This is a genomic window from Streptomyces sp. NPDC048734 (assembly GCF_043198675.1).
Lineage (GTDB): Bacteria > Actinomycetota > Actinomycetes > Streptomycetales > Streptomycetaceae > Streptomyces.
In genome coordinates this window covers 286,933-309,802 of sequence record NZ_JBICUZ010000005.1, presented here as the reverse complement: position 1 = coordinate 309,802, position 22,870 = coordinate 286,933, and the positions used below count along the sequence as shown (strand labels likewise).

14 protein-coding genes are annotated in these 22,870 nt (G+C 73.1%); 9 read left to right on the top strand and 5 right to left on the bottom strand.

Annotated elements, in window-relative coordinates:
• Nucleotides 1–41 precede the first annotated feature (41 nt).
• Nucleotides 42–914, bottom strand: coding sequence for an effector-associated domain EAD1-containing protein (locus ACGFQC_RS16315; RefSeq protein WP_363088686.1), 873 nt, complete (start codon nt 912–914; stop codon nt 42–44).
• 98 nt (nt 915–1,012) lie between these two features.
• The gene (locus ACGFQC_RS16310; RefSeq protein ID WP_363088687.1) at nt 1,013–1,717 is read right to left on the bottom strand and encodes a hypothetical protein; all 705 of its coding nucleotides are present in this window, start codon (nt 1,715–1,717) and stop codon (nt 1,013–1,015) included.
• A 486-nt stretch (nt 1,718–2,203) separates the two neighbouring features.
• Here ACGFQC_RS16310 and ACGFQC_RS16305 point away from each other — a divergent pair, with 486 nt between their 5' ends.
• The 3 genes from ACGFQC_RS16305 to lpdA all read left to right on the top strand — a co-directional run bounded on the left by ACGFQC_RS16305 (nt 2,204) and on the right by lpdA (nt 12,177).
• Nucleotides 2,204–6,532, top strand: coding sequence for a molybdopterin-dependent oxidoreductase (locus ACGFQC_RS16305; RefSeq protein ID WP_363088688.1), 4,329 nt, complete (start codon nt 2,204–2,206; stop codon nt 6,530–6,532).
• 162 nt (nt 6,533–6,694) lie between these two features.
• The gene (locus tag ACGFQC_RS16300; protein ID WP_393288277.1) at nt 6,695–10,597 is read left to right on the top strand and encodes a glycoside hydrolase family 2 TIM barrel-domain containing protein; all 3,903 of its coding nucleotides are present in this window, start codon (nt 6,695–6,697) and stop codon (nt 10,595–10,597) included.
• Nucleotides 10,598–10,764: 167 nt separating this feature from the next.
• Nucleotides 10,765–12,177 (top strand): dihydrolipoyl dehydrogenase, encoded by a 1,413-nt coding sequence (gene lpdA, locus ACGFQC_RS16295; protein WP_363088690.1) that lies wholly within the window; start codon nt 10,765–10,767, stop codon nt 12,175–12,177.
• A gap of 284 nt (nt 12,178–12,461) precedes the next feature.
• On the opposite strand, the gene ACGFQC_RS16290 is transcribed toward lpdA, so the two are convergent.
• On the bottom strand, nt 12,462–12,818 hold the full coding sequence (locus ACGFQC_RS16290) for a metalloregulator ArsR/SmtB family transcription factor (RefSeq protein ID WP_363088691.1): 357 nt from the start codon (nt 12,816–12,818) through the stop codon (nt 12,462–12,464).
• A 56-nt stretch (nt 12,819–12,874) separates the two neighbouring features.
• Between ACGFQC_RS16290 and ACGFQC_RS16285 the strand changes: the two genes are divergently transcribed.
• From ACGFQC_RS16285 to ACGFQC_RS16265, 5 genes are all read left to right on the top strand, one after another.
• On the top strand, nt 12,875–14,932 hold the full coding sequence (locus ACGFQC_RS16285; RefSeq protein ID WP_363088860.1) for a heavy metal translocating P-type ATPase: 2,058 nt from the start codon (nt 12,875–12,877) through the stop codon (nt 14,930–14,932).
• A 91-nt stretch (nt 14,933–15,023) separates the two neighbouring features.
• Complete coding sequence (locus ACGFQC_RS16280) at nt 15,024–16,538, top strand: AlkA N-terminal domain-containing protein (RefSeq protein WP_363088861.1); 1,515 nt, start codon at nt 15,024–15,026, stop codon at nt 16,536–16,538.
• Between the two features lie 23 nt (nt 16,539–16,561).
• On the top strand, nt 16,562–17,053 hold the full coding sequence (locus ACGFQC_RS16275; RefSeq protein ID WP_363088692.1) for a methylated-DNA--[protein]-cysteine S-methyltransferase: 492 nt from the start codon (nt 16,562–16,564) through the stop codon (nt 17,051–17,053).
• A 289-nt stretch (nt 17,054–17,342) separates the two neighbouring features.
• Complete coding sequence (locus tag ACGFQC_RS16270; protein WP_363088693.1) at nt 17,343–18,908, top strand: right-handed parallel beta-helix repeat-containing protein; 1,566 nt, start codon at nt 17,343–17,345, stop codon at nt 18,906–18,908.
• A 222-nt stretch (nt 18,909–19,130) separates the two neighbouring features.
• Nucleotides 19,131–19,331 carry a DUF2191 domain-containing protein gene (locus ACGFQC_RS16265; protein WP_363088694.1) on the top strand — a complete coding sequence of 67 codons (201 nt, stop codon included), beginning with the start codon at nt 19,131–19,133 and terminating at the stop codon, nt 19,329–19,331.
• Between the two features lie 71 nt (nt 19,332–19,402).
• On the opposite strand, the gene ACGFQC_RS16260 is transcribed toward ACGFQC_RS16265, so the two are convergent.
• Nucleotides 19,403–19,894 (bottom strand): NUDIX hydrolase, encoded by a 492-nt coding sequence (locus ACGFQC_RS16260; RefSeq protein WP_363088695.1) that lies wholly within the window; start codon nt 19,892–19,894, stop codon nt 19,403–19,405.
• 64 nt (nt 19,895–19,958) lie between these two features.
• On the bottom strand, nt 19,959–21,035 hold the full coding sequence (locus tag ACGFQC_RS16255) for an ADP-ribosylglycohydrolase family protein (RefSeq protein ID WP_363088696.1): 1,077 nt from the start codon (nt 21,033–21,035) through the stop codon (nt 19,959–19,961).
• A gap of 242 nt (nt 21,036–21,277) precedes the next feature.
• Here ACGFQC_RS16255 and ACGFQC_RS16250 point away from each other — a divergent pair, with 242 nt between their 5' ends.
• Nucleotides 21,278–22,396: a glycerate kinase gene (locus ACGFQC_RS16250; RefSeq protein WP_363088862.1), complete on the top strand. Its 1,119-nt coding sequence runs from the start codon at nt 21,278–21,280 to the stop codon at nt 22,394–22,396.
• Nucleotides 22,397–22,870 lie beyond the last annotated feature (474 nt).

The following is a 22,870-nucleotide window of genomic DNA, read 5'->3' as shown; positions in this document are numbered from 1 at the left end:
CTGGCCGGCCGAGGGCGGGACCGCATCGGCGGGCCGGACGGTCATGGCGTGCGGGGCAGGACGACGAGCCCTGTCTGGATGCTGCGGCACATGGCTGCCTGGTTGACGGTGTCCTGTGCCGCGAAGCGCGCCGCCGAAGCGAAGTCCTGTGCATCGGACGTCGGTGACAGCGTGGCGAGTTCGCGGTAGAGGGCGGTGGTGAAGAGGACGGAGCACTCGGCGTCCAGCTTCCCCCGATGGGCGATGACGACATCGGCGTGCGGCGTGAAGAGCTGGGCCATGGGCTCGCTGTCGCAGGACCGCAGGACCAGCGCGCGAAGGCGGTGCCCGCGGTGTTCGGCGGCAAGCCCCAGGGTTCCGGCCAGATCGTCCGCGGCCAGGTGATGTGCCTCGCCGTTCCCGTCCTCCAGGATCAGGGTCTCCTCCGTCCCGTGGCAGGCGAGGTGCAGCACATGAGGCAGAACGGAGCGGATCGCGGCCAGATCGGCAGCGCCCGCAGCCGGGAAAAGCCGGATGTCCAGGCGGTCGCGTGCTTCCCTGGCTGCCTCCCGCAGGTCGGCTCCGGCCCTGTTGGCGCCGTACCGGGCGGGTTCGGCGCCGAGCACCATCACCCGCAGGCGCGCTCCAGGTCGACCTGCCGGATTTCCCGCTTCCGTCAGGGACGAGGCGTCCTCGGATCGCCTTGCGGCGGCTTCGGCGAACAGGGGGTGAAAGGGGTGCTCGGCATGTGCCCTGGCCAGGATGCGGGTACGTCCTTCGGCCATTACCCCCTTCTCCAGCTCGGCGGAGATCTGGTCCCAGAATTCGCCCATGGTGATGGCCCCGGCGGGAATCGCCCAAGCGGGATAGCCGACGGAGCGCAGCATCAGCTGCGCTCGTACGGCCGTGCGGTAGACATCCGCCAGGGCCCGCACCTCATCCTGGCGCAGGGGGGCGCAATGTGTGTCGGTGCCACCGTTCGGGGAGACGGATCTGCTGCCTCCGGCAGCGCTCGTACCGGCGTCGGCGGGCATCACAGGAAGGCTTTCAGGTGCAGCGGGTCGGGCAGTTCCCTGCTGAACCGGCGGAGCAGCGGTGCCTCGACCCCGGCTCTCACCGTGCACCTCAACTGTGTCTCGGCGCCGGCTCCGGATCGTACGACGAGGCAGAGCGGGTAGGCGCCGGACAGTTCCGTCGCCGTGGTCGGCCTGAAATCCCAGGCCGGGGTCGATCCGCCGACGTGAAGCGCTTGGACGAGAGGCTGGTTCGTGGTGTAGCCGACCGACCGGCTCACCTCCCCGAGGGAGGCGTCCGCACCGAGCAGGGAGAGCTGGGGTCCAAGGCGCCGTACCCGTTCGATCTGGACGGGGTCGGTCAACCGGACCGGGTCCATCGCGTGCGCGACGGGCTTCGGCCCCCAGCTGGAGGTGAGGTCGAGCGCGACATTGGCGAACTTCAGCTTGGGGCCGCGAGACTGGGGGACGAAGGTGACCGAAAGCCGTACCAGGTAGTAGTCGTAGAGAGCGGCCTGTTCCCGCGCGTAGAGGGCGAGGTCCTGATCCGCGGCGAGTTCTGTCGGGGTCAGCCGGACCGCATGCGGTCCGGCGAGCCGGATGCGGCCTGCGAGCGCGTCCGGCTCGCCCGGGCCCGAGGGCGACGGTTCCTCGCCGCGCACCGGGTCGTCGGCTGTCAGGACGATGTCGTGCGTCGTCAACAGCGGATCAGCCAGCTCGATCATCAGCGCCCCTCCGGGGAACGGGAGTGTGTCGGCGGACCGCGGAGCCATGGCTCCGGCCTGTGCGACGACGCTGATGACCTTTCTCCGTGTTGCCCCGCGAGTCCCCCAATTGGGAAAGATAGCGCCGACAGGCCATGAAAGGGATGTGTTTGAGCGGAGAAAGTCAGGCCGCGGAGGATGACGTACCGTTCGCCGTTCGCCGTTCGCCGTTCGCCGTTCGCCGTTCGCCGTTCGCCGTTCGCCGTTCGCCGGACGCCGGACGCCGGACCCGGGTTCCGGCGGGACGGGCGTGGCCGTCCCGGTGTCCGCTCACATCCGGCCACCCTGCGCTGTGCGCCGGGATTAACCCCCGGCGGCCGGTCCGGGAGACACCTGTGTAATGCGCGGTTCGTACCGTCGAAGAAGGCTCGCGGTGGCTCTCACCAGGCCGAACGCCAGGAAGAGCGGCTTGCACCAGGCCGATCGCCGGAAAGAAGGAGGGCGCCCGTGGCCGTGCCGGACCCGCGGACCGACAGCACGACGAAGGTGCGCACGGTCTGCTCGTACTGCGGCGTCGGCTGCGGCCTGGTCCTCGACGTGGGCCGCGGACCGGACGGACGCCGTACGGTCCTGAAGGCGTCCGGCGACAAGGAGCACCCGGCGAACCGCGGCCGGCTGTGCACCAAGGGCGCCACCACCGCCGACCTGCTCGCCGCGCCGGGCCGGCTCACCACCGCCCTGGTCCGCCCGGCCCGCGGCGAGGAACCCGAGCCGACGCCCGTCGACGCGGCCGTCGTCGAGACGGCACGCCGGCTGCGCGCCGTCGTCGACGAGCACGGCCCCGACGCGGTCGCCCTCTACGTCTCCGGCCAGATGAGCCTCGAGGCGCAGTACCTCGCGAACAAGCTGGTCAAGGGGTACCTGCGCAGCAACCGGATCGAGTCCAACTCGCGGCTGTGCATGGCCAGCGCGGGGACCGGCTACAAGCTGTCCCTCGGCGCGGACGGTCCCCCGGGCTCCTACGAGGACCTCGACCGGGCGGACGTCTTCCTCGTCATCGGCTCCAACATGGCCGACTGCCACCCGATCCTCTTCCTGCGGATGATGGACCGGGTCAAGGCGGGCGCGAAACTGATCGTCGTCGACCCGCGCCGCACCGCCACCGCCGCCAGGGCCGACCTGTTCCTCCAGGTCAGGCCGGGTACCGACCTCGCCCTGCTCAACGGCCTCCTGCACCTCCTGCACGAGAACGGGCACACCGACCCCGCCTTCATCGCCGCGCACACCGAGGGCTGGGAGGCGATGCCGGAGTTCCTCGCCGACTACCCGCCCGCCACCGTCTCCGGCATCACCGGCATCCCCGAGGCCGACCTGCGCGAGGCGGCCCGGCTGATCGGCGAGGCGGGGGAGTGGACCAGCTGCTGGACGATGGGCCTCAACCAGTCCACGCACGGCACCTGGAACACCAACGCCCTGGTCAACCTCCACCTCGCCACCGGCAGGATCTGCCGTCCCGGCAGCGGCCCGTTCTCCCTCACCGGCCAGCCCAACGCCATGGGCGGCCGGGAGATGGGTTACATGGGCCCCGGCCTGCCCGGACAGCGGTCCGTGCTCGTCGACGCCGACCGGGCCTTCGCCGAGGACGTGTGGGGGCTGGAACCCGGCACGATCCGCGCCGACGGCGTCGGCAAGGGCACCGTCGAGATGTTCCGGAAGATGGCCGCGGGCGAGATCAAGGCCTGCTGGATCATCTGCACCAACCCCGTCGCCTCCGTCGCCAACCGCCGCACGGTCATCGAGGGCCTGGAGGCCGCCGAGTTCGTCGTCGCGCAGGACGTCTTCTCCGAGACGGAGACCAACGCCTACGCCGACGTCGTCCTGCCCGCCGCGCTGTGGACCGAGTCCGAGGGCGTCCTCGTCAACAGCGAACGCAACCTCACCCTCGCCCGTCCCGCCGCCGACCCGCCCGGCGAGGCCACGGCCGACTGGCGGCTGATCGCGGCCGTGGCCCGCGCCATGGGCTACGAGAGCGGCTTCTCCTACGACAGCGCGGAGCAGATCTTCGAGGAGATCAAGCGCTTCCACAACCCGCAGACCGGTTACGACCTGCGCGGCGTGACGTACGAGCGGCTGCGCGCCACCCCCGTGCAGTGGCCGGCCGCCGCCGACGGCCCCCACCGCAACCCCGTCCGGTACGTCGACGAGGACGGCTCGCCCACCTTTCCCACCCCCGGCGGCCGTGCGGTCTTCCACGCCCGCCCGCACGTCCAGCCCGCCGAGATGCCGGACGACGACTATCCGTTCGTCCTCAACACCGGCCGCCTCCAGCACCAGTGGCACACCCTGACCAAGACGGCGAAGGTGGCCAAGCTCAACAAGCTCGATCCGGGCCCGTTCGTCGAGGTGCACCCCGAGGACGCGGCCGGGCTCGGGGTGGCCGACGGCGACTCGGTGGAGGTCGCCTCGCGGCGCGGCCGGGCCGTGCTGCCCGCCGTCGTCACCGACCGGGTGCTGCCCGGCTCCTGCTTCGCGCCCTTCCACTGGAACGACCTGTTCGGCGAGTACCTCAGCGTCAACGCCGTGACCGGCGACGCCGTCGACCCGCTGTCCTTCCAGCCGGAGCTGAAGGTGTGCGCGGTGTCGCTGAGCCGGGTGTCGACGCCGGTGAGCGTGCGGGCGCCCGGCAGCCGTCCCGCGCCCCCGCCGGCCGTCGGGCCGACCGCGGCCCGGCCCGCCACCGTGCCCTCCGCCACCGTGCCCTCCGCCACTGCGTCCCCCGTCACCGCGGCCCTTGTCGCACCACCCGGCTCCCCGCCCGGCTCCGCGGCCGCCGCGTTCGGTCTGGAGCCCGTCCCGCCGCCGGTCCTGACCGAGCCGGAGCGGCGGTACCTGGTCGGGTTCCTCGCGGGGATCCCGGCCGGCGCCCCCGGCGTACCGGTGCTGCCGCCGGACGCGCCCTTCAGCCCGGACCACGCCCTCTGGGTCAACGGCACCCTGGCCGGGATGTACTCCCGCACCCACGCGGGTCCCGGCACCCACCCGGTCGCCGGCGCCGTGCCGCAGCGGCCGGCGGGGCGCCGCGTGGTGATCCTGTGGGCCTCGCAGACGGGCAACGCCGAGGAGGTCGCCGCCGCCACCGCCGACCGGCTCGCCGCGGGCGGCCATACCCCCGCCCTCGTCGCCATGGACGAGGCCGACCCCGCCGCCCTGCCCTCCGACGCCGATCTCCTGCTGATCACCAGCACCTTCGGCGACGGCGACGCCCCCGACAACGGCGCCGGCTTCTGGGACGGCCTGGCCGGCCTGGACGCCGGCCGCCTGACCGGCCACCGTTACGCCGTCCTCGCCCTCGGGGACTCCTCCTACGACGACTTCTGCGGACACGGACGCCGGCTCGACCACCGCATGGACGAGCTGGGCGCCGTACGGCTGGCGCCCCGCACCGACTGCGAACCGGACTACGAGCCGCAGGCCGACGCCTGGCTGGACCAGGTGCTCACCGCGCTCAAGGAGGCCGAACCCGGGGGAGCGGCAGGGACCGAGGAGGCGGCACGGCCCGCACCGCCGACCGGGCTCCTCACCCAGGCCCCACCGGTCCCACCAGTGCCATCAGCCCTACAGCTCCCATCAGCCCTACAGGTCTCATCGACCCCACAGGTCCCATCGACCGCGCCGTCCCCGCCCGTCCCCGTCGCCGCCGCACGCCGCTCCGGGCGCCCCGCGCCCGTGACCGCCCGTCTGGTCGGCAACCGGTTGCTGAGCCGGCCGGGTTCCGGCAAGGAGGTGCGCCGCTTCACCTTCGACACCCGCGACAGCGAGACCCCCCTCGTCTACGAGGTCGGCGACGCCCTCGGCGTACGTCCCCTCAACTCGCCCGGCCTGGTCGCGGAATGGCTGTCCGTCACCGGCCTCGACGCACACGCGCGGGTACGGCTGAACGGTGTGGGCGAGGTCGCCCTCGACGAGGCCCTGCTGCGCCACCTCGACATCACCCGGATCACCCCCGCCCTGCTGCGGTTCACCGCCGACCGCGTCCGCGACCCCCGCGAGCTGCGCAAGCTGCTGCGCCCGGACAACAAGGACGAGCTGGCGAAGTGGTCCTGGGGGCGGCAGGCCGTCGACGTGGTCGCCGAGTTCCGGGTACGGGCCGGGGCGCAGGACTGGGCCGAGGTGCTGGGACGGCTCCAGCCACGCCTGTACTCCATCTCGTCGAGTCCGCTCACCGACCCCCGCCTCGTCTCGCTCACCGTCTCCGTCGTGCGGTACGAGAACCTGGCCGGCCACCCCCGGCAGGGTGTCTGTTCGCCCTTCCTGGCCGACGCCGCGCCGGGCACCGAGGTGTCGGTGCACGTGCAGCGCTCACCGCACTTCCGGCCGCCCGCCGATCCGGCGACCCCGATGGTGATGGTGGGGCCCGGCACCGGCGTGGCGCCGTTCGTCGGCTTCCTCGAGGAGCGCCGGGCGCGCGGCCACCGGGCCCCCAACTGGCTGTTCTTCGGCGAGCAGCGCCGGGCCACCGACTTCTCCTACGAGGAGGAACTCACCGCCCTGCTCGCCGACGGCACCCTGGAACGCCTGGACACCGCTTTCTCGCGCGACCAGCGCGCCAAGATCTACGTGCAGGACCGGATGCGCGAGCACGGCTCCCAGCTGTGGGCCTGGCTGCGGGACGGCGCCCACTTCTACGTCTGCGGGGACGCCTCCCGCATGGCCAGGGACGTCGACGAGGCCCTGCGGGACATCGCCGTCGTCCACGGCGGCCTGGGGGAGCCGGAGGCGGCGGCCTACGTCAAGCAGCTGGCCGCCGACAAACGGTACGTACGCGACGTGTACTGACGGCCGGTCACGCACGGTGATGTCCGTCAAGTCGCGTTGCGCCGAGTTGAGTTGATATTCAGCCAATATCGGCGCGTCCCTGTTCGTTTTTTCAACACCGACGGACAAGATCTGACGCACCCTCCGTCCCGTGCAGCCGCACGGGTCGCCCCGAGGAAGGTCATGGTCATGTCGCACCCGCACGTGTCGTCCATGGACCGGCCGGACCGCCCCCCGCGGGTGGCCGTCAGCCGTCGTCGTCTCCTCGAGGGATCGGCCGCCGTGCTCGGCGCGCTCGCCCTCTCCGCCCTCGCCGTCGGCCGCCGCGCAGCCGCCGCGGAGACGACCCCGGAGTGGAACGGCCGAATCGACGTCTTCCGGCTCGGCACCGAACCGCCCCACACCACCCTCATGCCGTACGCGGACCTCGCCCAGGCCCTCGCCGCCGACCGCACCCGCTCCCCCTACCGGATCAGCCTCGACGGGACCTGGAGGTTCGCCTACGCCGACCGCCCCGACGACCGCGACGCCGACTTCCACCGCACCGACCTCGACGACAGCTCCTGGGGCACCGTCCCCGTGCCGTCGGTCTGGCAGCTGCACGGGTACGACCGCCCGATCTACGTCAACATCACCTACCCGTACTGGGGACCCAACGGCCACGGCGAGAACCCGCAGCCGCCTGCCGCGCCCACCCGCCACAACCCCGTCGGCCAGTACCGGCGCACCTTCACCGTGCCGGCCGACTGGGCCGGGCGGCGGACGTTCCTGCACTTCGAAGGGGTCAAGTCCGCGCACTACGTGTGGATCAACGGCCGTCTCGTCGGCTACCACGAGGACTCCTTCACCCCCGCCGAGTACGACGTCACCGACCACCTGAAGCCCGGCACCAACCAGATCGCCGTCGAGGTCTACCGCTACTCCGACGGCGACTGGCTGGAGGACCAGGACATGATCCGGCTGAGCGGCATCTTCCGCTCGGTCTACCTGTTCTCCACCCCGGCCGTCCACCTGCGCGACTTCAAGCTGGACACCCCGCTCGGCGCCGACCACACCACCGCCGAGCTGGCGGTGACGGCGAGCGTGCGGGACTACGCGGGCGGATCCGGTGGACGGTACACCGTCGACACCCTCCTGTACGACGCCGACGGCCACCCCGTCTGGTCCCGCCCGCTCCGGCAGGCCGTCGACCTCGAACCCGGCGGCGAGGCGACCGTACGGGCCGCGAGGGCCGTCCCCTCACCCCGCCTCTGGTCCGCCGAGGACCCCTACCTCCACACCGCAGTCCTGCGCCTGCGCGACCCCGCGGGAAAGGTGATCGAGACCCTCTCCCACCGGGTCGGACTGCGGGAGTTCGCCCTCAGGGACGGGCTGATGCGCATCAACGGCCGCCCCGTCTCCTTCCGCGGCACCAACCGGCACGAGATGCACCCCGCCCGCGGCACCGCCCTCACCCGCGCCGACATGATCGAGGACATCAGGATCATCAAGCGGCTGAACATGAACTCGGTCCGCACCTCGCACTACCCGAACAACCCGCAGTGGTACGAACTCGCCGACCAGTACGGCCTCTACCTCGTCGACGAGACCAACCTCGAGACCCACGGCATCCGCGCCGAGTACCCCGGCGACCACCCCGACTGGACGGCCGCCTGCGTGGCCCGCGCCCAGAACATGGTCCACCGCGACAAGAACCACGCCTCGGTCGTCATCTGGTCCCTCGGCAACGAGGCCGGCGGCGGCAGCACCTTCACCGCCATGCACGACTGGATCCGCTCCTACGACCCCACCCGCGTCATCCAGTACGAGGGCGACGACCGCCCCGGCATCAGTGACATCCGCTCCGAGATGTACGACAGTCCCCAACGCGTCGAACAGCGCGCGAAGGACACCGCCGACACCCGGCCGTACGTCATGATCGAGTACAGCCACTCGATGGGGAACTCCACCGGGAACTTCAAGAAGTACTGGGACCTCGTCCGCCGCCACGACGTCCTCCAGGGCGGCTGGATCTGGGACTTCGCCGACCAGTCCCTCCACTGGCCCACGCCGGCGCGCACGTTGTTCACCGAGAGCGGCCCCGCCCGGCTCCGCGGTGAACTCATGGCGGCCGGCGGCACCTTCGACCGCGCCCGGGGCGTCTCCGGAGCCACCGTCTTCGCCCGCGACCCCGGCCTCGACCTCACCGGCTCCCTCACCCTGGAGGCCTGCGTCACCCCCCGCTTCACCGGCTACCACCAGCCGATCATCGCCAAGGGCGACACCCAGTACGCCCTGAAGCAGAACGACCGGACCCTGGAGTTCTTCATCCACGGCGGTGGTCAGTGGATCACCGCCAATTGGACCGTCCCCGACGACTGGACCGGCCGCGAACACCACATCGCGGGCGTCTTCGACGCGGACGCCGGCACCCTCACCCTGTACGTCGACGGCGTGGTACGGGCCACCCGCGCCACCACCCGCCGCCCGAGCGGCAACACCGCGCCCCTCGCACTCGGCAACGACACCGACAACCACACACGCGAGTTCAGCGGCAGCATCCGCCGGGCCCGCGTCTACGCCCGCGCCCTGACCGCGGCCGAACTCGCCGACGACGAACGCGGTCCCGGTGACGACGGCGTGCGGTTCTGGTTCGACGCGGCGACCGTCGCCGTCGACGAGGAGCAGCCGCGCGAGAAGACCTTCCTCGCCTACGGCGGCGACTGGGGCGACCTGCCCAACGACGGCGCCTTCGTCGCCGACGGCCTCGTCACCGCCGACCGCCGCCACACCGGCAAGGCCGCCGAGGTCAAACGCGTCCACCAGGCCGTCGGCGTGGCAGCGGTGCCCGGCGGCGGTCCCGGCGCGGTCACGCTGACCAACGAGCACCTCTTCACCAACCTCCGTGCTTTCGACGGAAGATGGTCACTCGTCACCGACGGGAAGGTCACCCGGAAGGGCCGGCTGACCCGCGGCCAGCTCGACGTGCCGCCGCTGACCCGCAAGGACATCACCGTCCCCCTGGAGCTGCCCAACGCCCCGGCGCCCGGCAGCGAGCACTTCCTCGAACTGTCCTTCACCCTCCGGGAGTCCACCCCCTGGGCCGAGGCCGGCTTCGAGGTGGCGCGGCAGCAACTCCCCCTGGACGCCGGCAGCCCGGCCGTCACCCCCGTCCCCCTCCGCAGCGTGCCCGCCCTCACCCACGAGGACGGCGACACGACGGTCACCGTCACCGGCCGGGACTTCTCCGTCGCCGTCGACAAGCGCACCGGCGTCATCACCTCCTACGAGGCGGGCGGCGTCCCCCTCGTCACCTCGGGGCCGACGCCCAACTTCTGGCGGGCGCCCACCGACAACGACCACGGGAACGGCCAGCACACCCGCAACCGCACCTGGCGCGACGCGGGCACCCTCCGCACGGTCACCGGCGTGAGCGTGCGCGCCCTGCGCGACCGGGCCGTGCGGATCGAGGTCACCGGCACCCTGCCGACCACGACCCCGTCGTCGTACACCACCACCTACACCGTGTTCGGGAACGCCGAGATCAAGGTCGACCACACCCTGCGTCCGGGCGCCGCGGACCTGCCGTACATCCCGGAGGTCGGGAGCATCCTGTTCCTGCCGGCCCGCCTGGAGCACGTGCACTACTACGGCCGAGGCCCCGAGGAGAACCACTGGGACCGCAACGACGGCACCGACGTGGGCCTGCACTCCGGGACCGTGACCGGCCAGTGGACGCCGTACATCCGCCCGCAGGAGAACGGCAACAGGACCGACGTGCGCTGGATCGCCCTCACCGACCGCGACGGCGCCGGCCTGCTCGCCACCGGCGAACCCCTGCTGGAGGTCAACGCCTCCCACTTCACGCCCGAGGACCTCTCGGTCGGCGCCCGCCACGACTACCAGCTCACCCCGCGCCCCGAGGTCGTCCTGCGCCTGAGCCACCGGCAGATGGGCGTCGGCGGTGACAACAGCTGGGGCGCGCACACCCACGACGAGTACAAGCTGTTCGCCGACCGCGACTACGCGTACACCTACCGGCTTCGTCCGCTGGGCCGCGTCGCGGACGCCACGGCGGCCTCGCGCCGGCCGACGGCGACGGAGTAGGCGCGCCACCCGCACCCACGGCGGAGAGGGCCTGCCGGAGCCGTCCCCGGCGGGCCCTCCCCACAGCGATCTCGGACACGCCGCGACGACCTCTGTGGCGGCGGGCGCGGGGGAGCGGAACAATCCACCACGGAACGGATGAGCCGAGCGAGGAAGAGGAACGTCCCATGGTGGAGCAGGACGAGCACTTCGATGTCGTCGTACTCGGCGCCGGGCCCGGCGGCTACGTCGCCGCGGTGCGCGCCGCCCAGCTGGGCAAACGCGTCGCCGTCGTGGAGGAGAAGTACTGGGGCGGCGTCTGCCTGAACGTGGGCTGCATCCCGACCAAGGCCCTCCTGCGCAACGCCGAGCTCGCGCACATCTTCACCCGTGAGGCGAAGACCTTCGGGATCAAGGTCGACGGAGAGGTCTCCTTCGACTACGGAGAGGCCTACCGCCGCAGCCGCAAGGTCGCCGACGGCCGCGTCAAGGGCGTCCACTTCCTCATGAAGAAGAACAAGATCACCGAGTACGACGGCCGGGGCACCTTCCTCGACCCGCACACGCTCCAGGTGAGCGGTTACGACGGCGAGACCCGCACCCTCGGGTTCACGGACTGCGTCATCGCCACCGGCGCCACCCCGAAGCTGCTGCCCGGCACCAAGCGCAGCGCCCGGGTGGTGACGTACGAGGAGCAGATCCTCACCGAGGACCTCCCGCAGTCGATCGTCATCGCGGGAGCCGGCGCGATCGGCATCGAGTTCGCCTACGTCCTGCACCACTACGGCGTGAAGGTCACGATCGTCGAGTTCCTGGACCGGATGGCGCCGCTGGAGGACGCCGAGGTCTCCGCCGAACTGGCCAAGCAGTACCGCCGGCTGGGCATCGACGTGCTCACCTCGACGCGCGTCGAGGCGATCGACGAGTCCGGCCCGCGGGTCCGGGTCACCGTCACCGGCAAGGACGGCGCCCAGCAGGTCCTGGAGACCGACAAGGTCCTCCAGGCCATCGGCTTCGCCCCGAACGTGACCGGTTACGGCCTGGAGAACACCGGCGTGACGGTCACCGAGCGCGGCGCCGTCGACGTGGACGGCCGCTGCCGCACCTCGGTCCCGCACATCTACGCCATCGGTGACGTCACCGCCAAGCTGATGCTCGCGCACGCGGCCGAGGCGATGGGCGTCGTCGCCGCCGAGACCCTCGCCGGCGCGGAGACCATGGAACTCGACTACGCGATGATCCCCCGCGCCACCTTCTGCCAGCCCCAGATCGCCAGCTTCGGCCACACCGAGGCCCAGGCCCGCGACCTCGGGTACGACGTCAAGGTCGCCAAGTTCCCCTTCACCGCCAACGGCAAGTCGCACGGGCTCGGCGACACCACCGGTTTCGTGAAACTGATCAGCGACGCCAAGTACGGCGAGCTGCTCGGCGGCCACCTCATCGGCCCCGACGTCACCGAACTGCTGCCCGAGCTGACCCTGGCCCAGCAGTGGGACCTCACCGTCCACGAGGTCGCCCGCAACGTCCACGCCCACCCCACCCTGAGCGAGGCCGTCAAGGAGGCCGTGCACGGCCTGGCCGGACACATGATCAACATGTGAGAAGGGCGGCGGGCCCGTTCACCCGGACGGCCCCGCCGCGCTCGCCCCCGCCGTCGGCCCACGGTGTCCTGGCAACCGGCGGACCGCGCCGACGGACCGCGCCGACGGACCGCTCCGGCGGATCACGGAGGGCGCCATGGCGGACGGTGGCACCCGTCGGGAGACACGGGCCGCTCAGGCCGCTCGGGCGGCGCGGACGGCACAGCTGGTTCGGGCGGCGCGGGTGACACAGGCGGTTCGCGCGGCCCGGACGGCCCGGGCTCGGCGGTGCGGCGGGTTCCGGGTCACTCGGAGGTGTCGCTGATGCCCAGGCGCAGGTGCTCCACGTGGTAGACGGCCTGGTCGAGGAGTTCGGCGACGTGGTGGTCGTGCAGTGCGTAGACGACCGAACGGCCGTGCCGCTCGCCGACCACGAGGCCCAGGTTGCGCAGCAGCCGCAGCTGGTGCGAACACGCGGACTGCTCCATGCCCACCGCGGCGGCCAACTCCGTGGCGGGGAGCGGGCCTTCGCGCAGGCGCGCGAGGATCAGCAGCCGCGAGGGGGTGGAGAGGGCCTGGAGGGTGGTGGCCACCTTCGCCACGTTGTCCGCGTCCAGGCGCACGCGCTCGGTGGCTGTGGTGGTGACGGCTCCATGACCCATGCCGGTATCTTACCCGCCTGGCATGAACGAATGAATGAGTCTTCATGTGTTCCTGTATGGTGGGGCGAGTGTCCACGTTGTCGAACGCCCTCGCCTCTCCCACCGCCGCCGCGGGCCCGGCGGCACCACGCCGCCGCACCCGCCTCCTCGCCCTTCCGGAGGCCCGCTGGGCCCTCGCGGCCACGGTCGCCTTCCTGGCCGGCCTGGGCTTCGACGTCGGCGGCGCACCGTCGTGGGTGTACGGAACCCTGTACGCGGTCGCCTATGCGGCCGGCGGCTGGGAACCGGCCCTCGAAGGGCTGCGGGCCCTGCGCGGGAAGACCCTCGACGTCGACCTGCTGATGATCGTCGCCGCGCTCGGCGCGGCCGCGATCGGGCAGGTCTTCGACGGAGCCCTGCTGATCGTCATCTTCGCCACCTCCGGCGCCCTGGAGGCGCTGGCCACCGCCCGCACCGCCGACTCCGTCCGCGGCCTCCTCGACCTGGCCCCGGACACCGCCACCCGCCTCACCGACGACGGGGAGGAAACCGTCCCGGCCGCCGAACTCCGCGTCGGCGACCTGCTGCTGGTCCGCCCCGGCGAACGCATCGGCGGCGACGGCCGCGTCGTCGACGGGGTCAGCGAGGCCGACCAGGCGACCGTCACCGGCGAACCCCTGCCGGTGGTCAAGCGTCCCGGCGACGACGTCTTCGCCGGTACCCTCAACGGCACCGGCGTCCTCCGCGTCCGCGTCGAACGCGACCCCGCCGACTCCGTCATCGCCCGCATCGTCACCCTCGTCGAGGAGGCCTCCCGCACCAAGGCGCCGACGCAGCTGTTCATCGAGAAGATCGAGCAGCGCTACGCCGTCGCCGTCGTGGCCGCCACCCTCGCCGTCTTCGCCCTGCCGCTCGCCTTCGGCGCGGACCTCACGGACGCCCTGCTCCGCGCGATGACCTTCATGATCGTCGCGTCGCCGTGCGCGGTCGTCCTGGCCACCATGCCGCCGCTGCTGTCCGCCATCGCCACCGCCGGCCGGCACGGCGTCCTGGTCAAGTCCGCCGTCGCCATGGAACGCCTCGGCGAGATCGACACCGCCGCCCTCGACAAGACGGGCACCCTCACCGAGGGGGCACCCGAGGTCACCGACGTGCGCCCGCTGCCGGGCTCCGGCCTCGACGCCGACGCCCTCCTCGCCCTGGCCGCGGCCGCCGAGCACCCCAGCGAACACCCCCTGGCGCGGGCGGTCGTGGGAGCGGCACGCGCTCGCGGGCTGCGGATCGCCCCGGCGCGGGAATTCGTGGCGACTCCGGGACGCGGGGTCAGCGCGGTGGTGGAAGGGCGTGTGGTGAAGGTGGGCAGGGTGGGGGACCCAGGTGACCACACGCGCGGTGCGGACGGTGTGCGGGATGCCGCGGACCGCGTGCGGGATCCTGACGACCGTACGCACGGGGTCGACGGCGTGCAGGATTCCGCCGGCGCGCTGCCCGCCGCCGCCCACCCCCGTCCCCGCTCCCACCCCTCGGCCGGCACCACCGTCCTCGTCACCCGCGACGCCGTCCCCGTGGGCACCCTCGTCCTGACCGACCGCCTCCGCCCCGCCGCCCCGGCCGCCACCGCCGCCCTCGCCGGGCTCACCGGCACCACCCCGGTCCTCCTCACCGGCGACAGCGCACCCGCCGCCGCCCGGGTCGCCGAGGCCACCGGCATCACGGACGTCCGGGCGGACCTCCTTCCCGAGGACAAGGTGAACGCCGTCCGCAGCCTCCAGCTCGCCGGCCGCAAGGTGCTGTTCGTCGGTGACGGGGTCAACGACGCGCCCGCGCTGGCCGCCGCCCACTCGGGTCTCGCGATGGGCCGGGCGGGCTCCGACCTCGCGCTGGAGACGGCCGACGCCGTCGTGGTCCGCGACGACCTCACGGCCGTACCGGCGGTCGTACGGCTCTCGCGGACCGCGCGCCGGCTGGTGCTGCAGAACCTGGTGATCGCCGGCACGTTCATCACCGGCCTCGTCCTGTGGGACCTCCTCGGCCACCTCCCGTTGCCGCTCGGCGTGGCCGGTCACGAGGGGTCGACCGTGCTGGTCGGGCTCAACGGACTGCGGCTGCTGCGGGAGCGCGCCTGGCAGGGGTGACCGGCGAGAGCGCAGTACACGCGAGGCTGATGTCGGATTCTCGCCAGCACGTGACGATCCGGTGGCCGATGCTGGACGCATGCTGAACGGGATGTACACCGACCGGGAGCGCTGTGTGCGCGCCGTGCGGTCCAAGGACGCGCGGTTCGACGGCTGGTTCTTCACCGCGGTACTGACCACCGGCATCTACTGCCGCCCGAGCTGCCCGGTGGTGGCGCCGAAACCGGAGAACATGGTGTTCCACGCGAGCGCCGCCGCCTGTCAGCAGGCCGGGTTCCGGGCCTGCAAGCGCTGCCGGCCCGACACCAGCCCCGGCTCCCCGGAGTGGAACCGGCGCGCCGACCTCGTGGCCCGCGCCGTGCGGCTGATCGCCGACGGTGTGGTCGACCGCGAGGGCGTGCCCGGCCTCGCGGGCCGCCTCGGCTACAGCACCCGCCAGGTCGAGCGCCAGCTCCTCGCGGAACTCGGCGCGGGCCCCCTCGCGCTGGCCCGCGCCCAGCGGGCCCAGACCGCCCGACTTCTCGTGGAGTCCACCGAACTGTCCATGGCCGACGTGGCGTTCGCGGCGGGCTTCGCCTCCGTCCGCGCGTTCAACGACACCGTGCGCGAGGTCTTCGCCCTCTCCCCGACCGAGCTGCGCGCCCGTGCCCTGAAGCGGAACGACGCCACCACGGCGGCCCTCCGCACCCCGACACCCCCCTCCCCGGCACCGGCCGCCCCCGCCACCCTCCAGCTCCGCCTGCCGTTCCGTGCCCCCCTCAACCCCGACAACCTCTTCGGGCACCTCGCGGCGACCGCCGTGCCGGGCGTCGAGGAGTGGCGGGACGGGGCGTACCGGCGCACGCTGCGGCTGCCGTACGGGCACGGCATCGTGGGGCTCGCCCCGCGCCCCGACCACATCGCCTGCCGGCTCACCCTCAGCGACCTGCGGGATCTCACCGTCGCCATCAGCCGCTGCCGGCGGATGCTCGACCTGGACGCCGACCCCGTGGCCGTCGACGAGCAGTTGCGGACCGACCCGCTGCTCGCCCCGCTGGTGGACAAGGCGCCGGGCCGCCGTGTCCCGCGCACCGTGGACGAGGCGGAGTTCGCCGTGCGCGCGGTCCTCGGTCAGCAGGTGTCCACGGCGGCGGCCCGCACCCACGCGGCCCGTCTGGTCACCGCGCACGGCGACGCCGTCGACGACCCGGAGGGCGGCCTCACCCACCTCTTCCCGACGCCCGAGGCGCTCGCCGCCCTCGACCCCGCCTCCCTGGCGATGCCCCGCACCCGCCGTACGACGTTCACCACCCTCGTCGCCCAACTCGCCGACGGCAGGCTGCGCCTGGGAGTGGAGTCCGACTGGGCCCAGGCCCGTGACCGGCTGCTGTCGCTGCCCGGTTTCGGTCCCTGGACGGTCGACGTCATCGCGATGCGCGCGCTCGGCGACCCCGACGCCTTCCTCCCCACCGATCTCGGAATCCGGCGCGCGGCCGAGGAGCTGGGCCTGCCGTCCACTCCGGCGGCGCTGACCGCCCGCGCGGCTGCGTGGCGCCCCTGGCGGGCGTACGCCGTCCAGTACCTGTGGGCGACCGGCAGCCACCCGGTCAACCACCTGCCGGCCTGAGCACGTTCACGAAGGGACGCACCTTGAAGCGGCACACCGTCATCGACAGCCCGTACGGACCTCTCACGCTCGTCGCCGACGACGGCGTCCTGTGCGGCCTCTACATGACCGACCAGCGCCACCGCCCGGTCGAGGAGAGCTTCGGCTCCCGCGACGACGCCGTCTTCGGCGCTGCCGAGGAACAGCTGGAGGCCTATTTCGCGGGCGAGTCCAAGGATTTCACCCTCCCGCTCAGGCTGCACGGCACACCGTTCCAGCGCACGGTCTGGGAGGCCCTGCGGCAGATCCCCTACGGCGAGACCCGCACCTACGGCGAACTCGCCGAGGCCCTCGGCCGCCCGACCGCCTCCCGGGCCGTGGGCCTCGCCAACGGCCGCAACCCGGTCGGCATCATCGTCCCCTGCCATCGTGTCGTCGGCGCGAACGGCAGCCTCACCGGTTACGGCGGCGGCCTGGAACGCAAGCGGCGGCTGCTGGACCTCGAGAGCGGAAGGGGCGCGGCGGCGCTGTTCTAGCCGTTCTTGCGGTACGACCCGCCGCACGGCTCCGGGCGGATCCCGCGAGCCCGACCCGCAGCCATTGTTGTTCATGAGTCTGAACAACAACCACATGCACGACCGTTGACGCGCTCATGGCAAGCGCTTACCTTCCAGGAACAAGTGATTTCATCGCCCGCGCACCGGGCCCGGTCGTCCGCCGTGTTCAACCCGTCGAACCAGTCGTATGGTCGCACCGGGCCCGCCGCGGGGCAAAGGGGTCAGCGAACCCTCGTCGGTAGAGCCGCAACCACCTGGAGAGAGAACGATGCAACGGAGACCCGTCATCGCGTGCGTCGGCCTGCTGGCCGGCACCCTCGTCGCGTTGTCCGGCAACACGGCGCAGGCAGCGTCCACCCGCTACGAGGCGGAGACCTCGCCCGCGGTCTGCACCGGCACCATCGACTCCGACTGGGCCGGCTACTCCGGCAGCGGATTCTGCAACGCCACCAACGCGGTCGGCGCGTCGGCGCAGTTCACCGTGAACGCCTCCGCCGCCGGCACGGCGACGCTCGGCGTCCGCTTCGCCAACGGGACCACCGCCGCCCGGCCCGCCACCCTCACGGTGAACGGCTCGTCGGCCACCACGGTCTCCTTCGAGAGCACCGGCACCTGGGGCGCGTGGACGACGAAGACACTGTCGGTGCCGGTGACCGCGGGCAGCAACATCATCCGGTTCAGCCCCACCACGGCCGCCGGGCTGCCCAACATCGACCACCTCGACGCCGAGACCGGCGGCACCACCACCCCGCCGCCCTCGGCGACCGTCCTCTACGTGGCGCCCGGCGGCACCGACGGCGCCGCCGGCACCCAGACGGCGCCCACCACGCTCACCTCGGCGATCAGCCGCATCACCCCCGGCGGCACCATCTACCTGCGCGGCGGAACGTACAGCCACGCCCAGACGGTCACCATCCCGGCGGGCAACAACGGCACCGCCGCCGACCGCACCGAACTCCTCGCCCACCCCGGTGAGACGCCGGTCCTGAACTTCTCCGCCCAGACCGAGGACCCCGCCAACCGCGGCCTCGCCGTCAACGGGTCGTACTGGCACATCAAGGGGATCGTCGTCGAACGTGCCGGGGACAACGGCATCTTCGTCGGCGGCAGCAACAACGTCATCGAGCGCACGGTGACCCGCTTCAACCGCGACACCGGCCTGCAGCTCTCCCGGATGCTGTCCAGCACCCCCAGCAGCCAGTGGCCGTCGAACAACCTCGTCCTGAGTGCGGAGTCGCACGACAACGCCGACTCCGACGGCGAGGACGCCGACGGCTTCGCCGCCAAGCTCACCAGCGGTCCCGGCAACGTCTTCCGCCACGCCGTGGCCCACCACAACATCGACGACGGCTGGGACCTCTACACCAAGTCGGACACCGGCCCGATCGGCCCCGTGACCATCGAGGACTCCCTCGCCCACGACAACGGCACCCTCAGCGACGGCTCCCAGGCCGGCAACGGCGACCGCAACGGATACAAGCTCGGCGGCGAGGACATCGCGGTCGACCACGTCGTCCGGCGCAGCATCGCCTACCACAACGGCAAGCACGGCTTCACCTACAACAGCAACCCCGGCTCCATGACGGTGTCGGACAACATCAGCATCGACAACGCCCAGCGCAACTTCAACTTCGATGCCGGCACCTCGGTGTTCCGAGGCAACACCTCCTGCCGCAGCGGCAGCGGCACCAACGACCGGATCATCGGCAGCGCCGACAGCACCAACCAGTTCTGGTCCGGCACGAACGGCTCCCGCTGCTCGTCCTACTCCGGGGCCCTGCACTGGTCCTACGCCCCGGACGGCCGACTGGTCGTCACCTTCGGCGGCAACTAGGCCGTACGGCAGGAGACCGGCCCGCGCATACGGCCCACTCCGACGCTCCGACGCTCCGACGCCCCGACGGCCTGCACCGGTCGCCGGGGCGTCACCGTGGGCGGGGCAGGCCTCTCAGGAGCCGTTCCCGACGGCCAGTTCGCGCAGCACCTCGGGCAGGGCGGGGGATCCGGGGCCCGCGAACGGATACCGGGCGGCCTCGGCCGGTGCTACCGTCCGGCCATGGCCAAGGTCGATGTCTCCCTCCCCGCCGATCTCGTCGTCGAGGTCATGGTGCTCACCGGCGTGGGCAGTCCCCAGGACGCCGTCGAACTCGTGGTGCGCGACTACATCGAGCGCGGTCACCGCACCGAGGCGCGGACCGCCACCCGCGACGAGGCGCTGCGCACGGTGGACATCAAGCCGCGTGACGTGGAGGGCTGAGGCCCCCACGGGTGCCCCGGCACCCCCCGAGAGGCACCTCGCGGAACCCGCGGAACCCGTGGGTCCGACCGTCACACCACCCGCCGGCCGTTCTCCAGCTCCGCCGTCCCCGAGCCGTCGGCCAGGACGTCCAGCGCGGCCAGCACCCGGTGGCCCAGGGTGCCCAGGAGGTGGTCGGTGATCTCCTCGCGCGGTACCAGCCGCCAGGACAGCAGCTCCTCCGCCTGGAGGCGGATCGCCTTGAGGTCCTCCTCGTCGAGGACTCCGCCGTCGTACACGTACGCCACCACCGGTGGCCGGCCCGGAGCCTGCACCCAGTCCACGGCGAGCAGCCGTCCCGGCTCGCGGTCGAGGCCGATCTCCTCCAGCGTCTCGCGGCGCGCGCCCCGGCGCGGGGTCTCGCCGTCGTCGGACTCGATCGTGCCGCCCGGAAGCACCCACCCGGCACGGTAGTTGGGCTCGACCAGCAGCACCCGCCCCCGCCCGTCCCGGAAGATCGTGGCGGCGCCGGCCAGGACGCGGGGCAGCGAGGCGATGTACGCGGCGTAGTCAGTGGTGGTCATCCCCGAAGGGTATCCAGCCCTCGTGCCCGCCGACGCCGCGCGCGGAAGCGGGGGACCGGCCCGTTCACGGGACGTCCGCCCCCACCAGCCGCAGTGTGCGCCCCGCGAGCTCGCTGATCCGCACCCCGTCGAAGCCGAACACGGCACTGCGCACGGTGTCCTCCAGCGGCTCCGTCCACTGGGCGGGGATCGCGGCCGCCCCGGTCAGCACCCCGGCCACGGAACCTGCCGTCGCCCCGTTCGAGTCGGTGTCCAGGCCGCCGCGCACGGTGAGGGCGATGGTGCGGGTGAAGTCCCCGTCGCCGTACAGCAGCCCGGCGGTGAGGACGGCGGCGTTCGGGACCGTGTGGATCCAGCCCAGGCCCGCCGTCTCCTCCGCCACCGTGTCGAGCGTGTCCTCCCAGCTCAGGCGGGTGCCGTGGAGGGAGGTGACCCGGCGCACGGCTCGGGCGAGACGGCTGCTCGCCGGGATCACCGCCAGCGCCTCGTCCACGGCGTGCCGCACCGACGGCGCGGTGAACGCGGCCGACACCAGCGCCGCCGCCCACATCGCGCCGTAGACCCCGTTGCCGGTGTGCGACAGCACCGCGTCCCGGCGGGCCAGCGCGGCGGCGCGGCGGGGGAGGCCCGGGCTGGTCCACCCGTGGATGTCGGCGCGGATCAGGGCGCCGATCCACTCCTGGTACGGGTTGTCGTACGTCGCCGTCAGCGGCGGCTTCAGCCCGTTCGCGAGATTGCGGTAGGCCGCGCGCTCCGCGGTGAACGTCTGGAGGTACGGCAGCCGCAGCAGCCACAGATCGCCGACCTGCTCGGTGCTGAAGCCGAAGCCGTGCGTCTCCAGGAGGTCCAGGCCGAGGACGGCGTAGTCGACGTCGTCGTCGCGGCAGCTGCCGTGGACGCGGCCGCGGACGCACCGGCGCCACTCGGGGCGCAGCGGCGGCCCGTCGTGGTCGGGGGCCGGTTCGGGCAGGTAGTCGGTGAGCGGCAGGGCGCCCGCCCGCCGCAGATAGCGGTCGATGCGGTCGCGCGTCCACAGGTCGCCCTGCTCGACCGGCTTGCCCAGCATGTTCCCGGCGATGCGGCCCAGCCAGCCCCCGAGGACGCGGTCGGCGAGTCCGGGCCCGTTGCCCACAGCGGTCATGCTTCCGGTCTACCCGATCCCGCGACCCGCCGCGCCCGCGCGCGCCGCCCGTCCGCGACCGGCCCGCAGGGGCAGGGGGGCCGTGGACGGTGTCGTCGTGGCTGTTCACGGCCCGGACACGGCATGACGGCGGAGGCGTCCGCCGGTTAAGGTCGCAGCGGCGCGACTGGCCCCGATGCGCGTGGGCCCGGGAGAGCAAGGGGATGGAAGTGGCGGACGCTGGAGCGCGGGGCACTCGCAGGGTGCTCGTGGCCGCGGACAAGTTCAAGGGCTCGCTGACGGCCGTGGAGGTCGCCGAGCGGGTGACGGCCGGACTGCGCCGGGCCCTGCCGGAGGTCGAGGTCGAGGCCCTGCCGGTCGCCGACGGCGGCGACGGCACGGTCGCCGCGGCGGTCGCGGCCGGGTTCGAACGCCGGGAGGTACGGGTCGCCGGTCCCCTCGGGCAGGAGGTCACCGCCGCGTTCGCGCTGCGCGGCGACACCGCCGTGGTGGAGATGGCCGAGGCGAGCGGACTGCAACGGCTGCCGGCCGGCGTGTTCGCCCCGCTGACGGCCTCCACGTACGGCTCGGGCGAGCTGCTGCGGGCCGCGCTGGACGCGGGGGTGCGCACGATCGTGTTCGGGGTCGGCGGCAGCGCCACCACGGACGGCGGCGCGGGCATGCTGTCCGCGCTGGGCGCCCGCTTCCTGACCGCGGACGGCGAGCCCGTCACGCCGGGCGGCGGCGGCCTCGCGGACCTGGCGAGCGCGGACCTCTCCGGCCTCGACCCGCGCCTCGCCTCCGTGGAGCTGGTCCTGGCCAGCGACGTCGACAATCCGCTGACCGGCCCCAAGGGCGCCCCGGCGGTCTACGGCCCGCAGAAGGGCGCCTCGCCGGACGACGTGGCGGTGCTGGACTCGGCGCTCGCGCACTACGCCCAGGTGCTGGAGACCTCGGTCGGGCCGCGCGCGGCCGAGTACGCCGCCGCGCCGGGAGCGGGCGCCGCGGGCGGCGTCGGGTACGGCTCCCTGCTGCTGGGCGCCCGGTTCCGGGCCGGCATCGAGGTCATGCTCGACGTGCTGGGGTTCGCGCCGGCGCTGGAGCGGGCCGAGCTGGTGATCACGGGCGAGGGATCCCTCGACGAGCAGACCCTGCACGGCAAGGCGCCGGCCGGGGTCGCCGCGGCCGCCCGCGCGGCCGGCAAGGAGGTCGTCGCGGTGTGCGGCCGCCTGGCGCTGCCGCCGGAGGCCCTGGGCCGGGCCGGCATCCGGCGGGCCTATCCGCTCACGGACGCCGAGCCGGACGTCGCCACGTGCATCGCGGAGGCCGGCCCGATCCTCGAGCGGGTCGCGGAGCGGATCGGCCGGGACTTCCTGACCTGAGCCGGCCGGCCTGCCCTGGCCTGCCTGGCTCGCCTGCCCTGCCCTGCCCGGCTTGGCCGCCCCGTCCTGACCAGCTAGTGCCGCGACGGGCGACGTTCGCCCCGTCGCGACGCCCGGCACGCTCCCCCGGAGGGGGGACCCCCACTCGCCGCACCGGCCGAAGACTTGAGCACGCCCAGTACGAGGGCCTCCGGCCGGCACCCCCCCAGCCTCCGGCCGGGGGTACCCCCGGGCACGCACCGGCCGCCGCTCCTTCACGGGCGAACGTCGCCCGCCACGGCACCAGTCAGCCACTCCCGCACAGCGGAGGAACCTCAGCTTGGTCCGGCCCGGCCCGGCTCGGCTTGGTCCGGCCCGGCCCGGCCCGGCTCGGTCCCGCCCGGCCCGGCTCGGCCCGGTCCCGCCCGGCCCGGCTCGGCCCGGTCCCGCCCGGCCCGGCTCGGTCCCGCCCGGCCCGGCTCGGCTCGGCCCGGT

What these genes read in the sequence shown, in the direction of transcription:
- ACGFQC_RS16310 (WP_363088687.1), bottom strand. Translation starts at nt 1,717, where the DNA reads ATGATCGAGCTGGCTGATCCGCTGTTGACGACGCACGACATCGTCCTG.
- ACGFQC_RS16300 (WP_393288277.1), top strand. Translation starts at nt 6,695, where the DNA reads ATGGTCATGTCGCACCCGCACGTGTCGTCCATGGACCGGCCGGACCGC.
- lpdA (WP_363088690.1), top strand. Translation starts at nt 10,765, where the DNA reads ATGGTGGAGCAGGACGAGCACTTCGATGTCGTCGTACTCGGCGCCGGG.
- ACGFQC_RS16290 (WP_363088691.1), bottom strand. Translation starts at nt 12,818, where the DNA reads ATGGGTCATGGAGCCGTCACCACCACAGCCACCGAGCGCGTGCGCCTG.
- ACGFQC_RS16285 (WP_363088860.1), top strand. Translation starts at nt 12,875, where the DNA reads ATGGTGGGGCGAGTGTCCACGTTGTCGAACGCCCTCGCCTCTCCCACC.
- ACGFQC_RS16280 (WP_363088861.1), top strand. Translation starts at nt 15,024, where the DNA reads ATGTACACCGACCGGGAGCGCTGTGTGCGCGCCGTGCGGTCCAAGGAC.
- ACGFQC_RS16270 (WP_363088693.1), top strand. Translation starts at nt 17,343, where the DNA reads ATGCAACGGAGACCCGTCATCGCGTGCGTCGGCCTGCTGGCCGGCACC.
- ACGFQC_RS16265 (WP_363088694.1), top strand. Translation starts at nt 19,131, where the DNA reads ATGGCCAAGGTCGATGTCTCCCTCCCCGCCGATCTCGTCGTCGAGGTC.
- ACGFQC_RS16260 (WP_363088695.1), bottom strand. Translation starts at nt 19,894, where the DNA reads ATGACCACCACTGACTACGCCGCGTACATCGCCTCGCTGCCCCGCGTC.
- ACGFQC_RS16255 (WP_363088696.1), bottom strand. Translation starts at nt 21,035, where the DNA reads ATGACCGCTGTGGGCAACGGGCCCGGACTCGCCGACCGCGTCCTCGGG.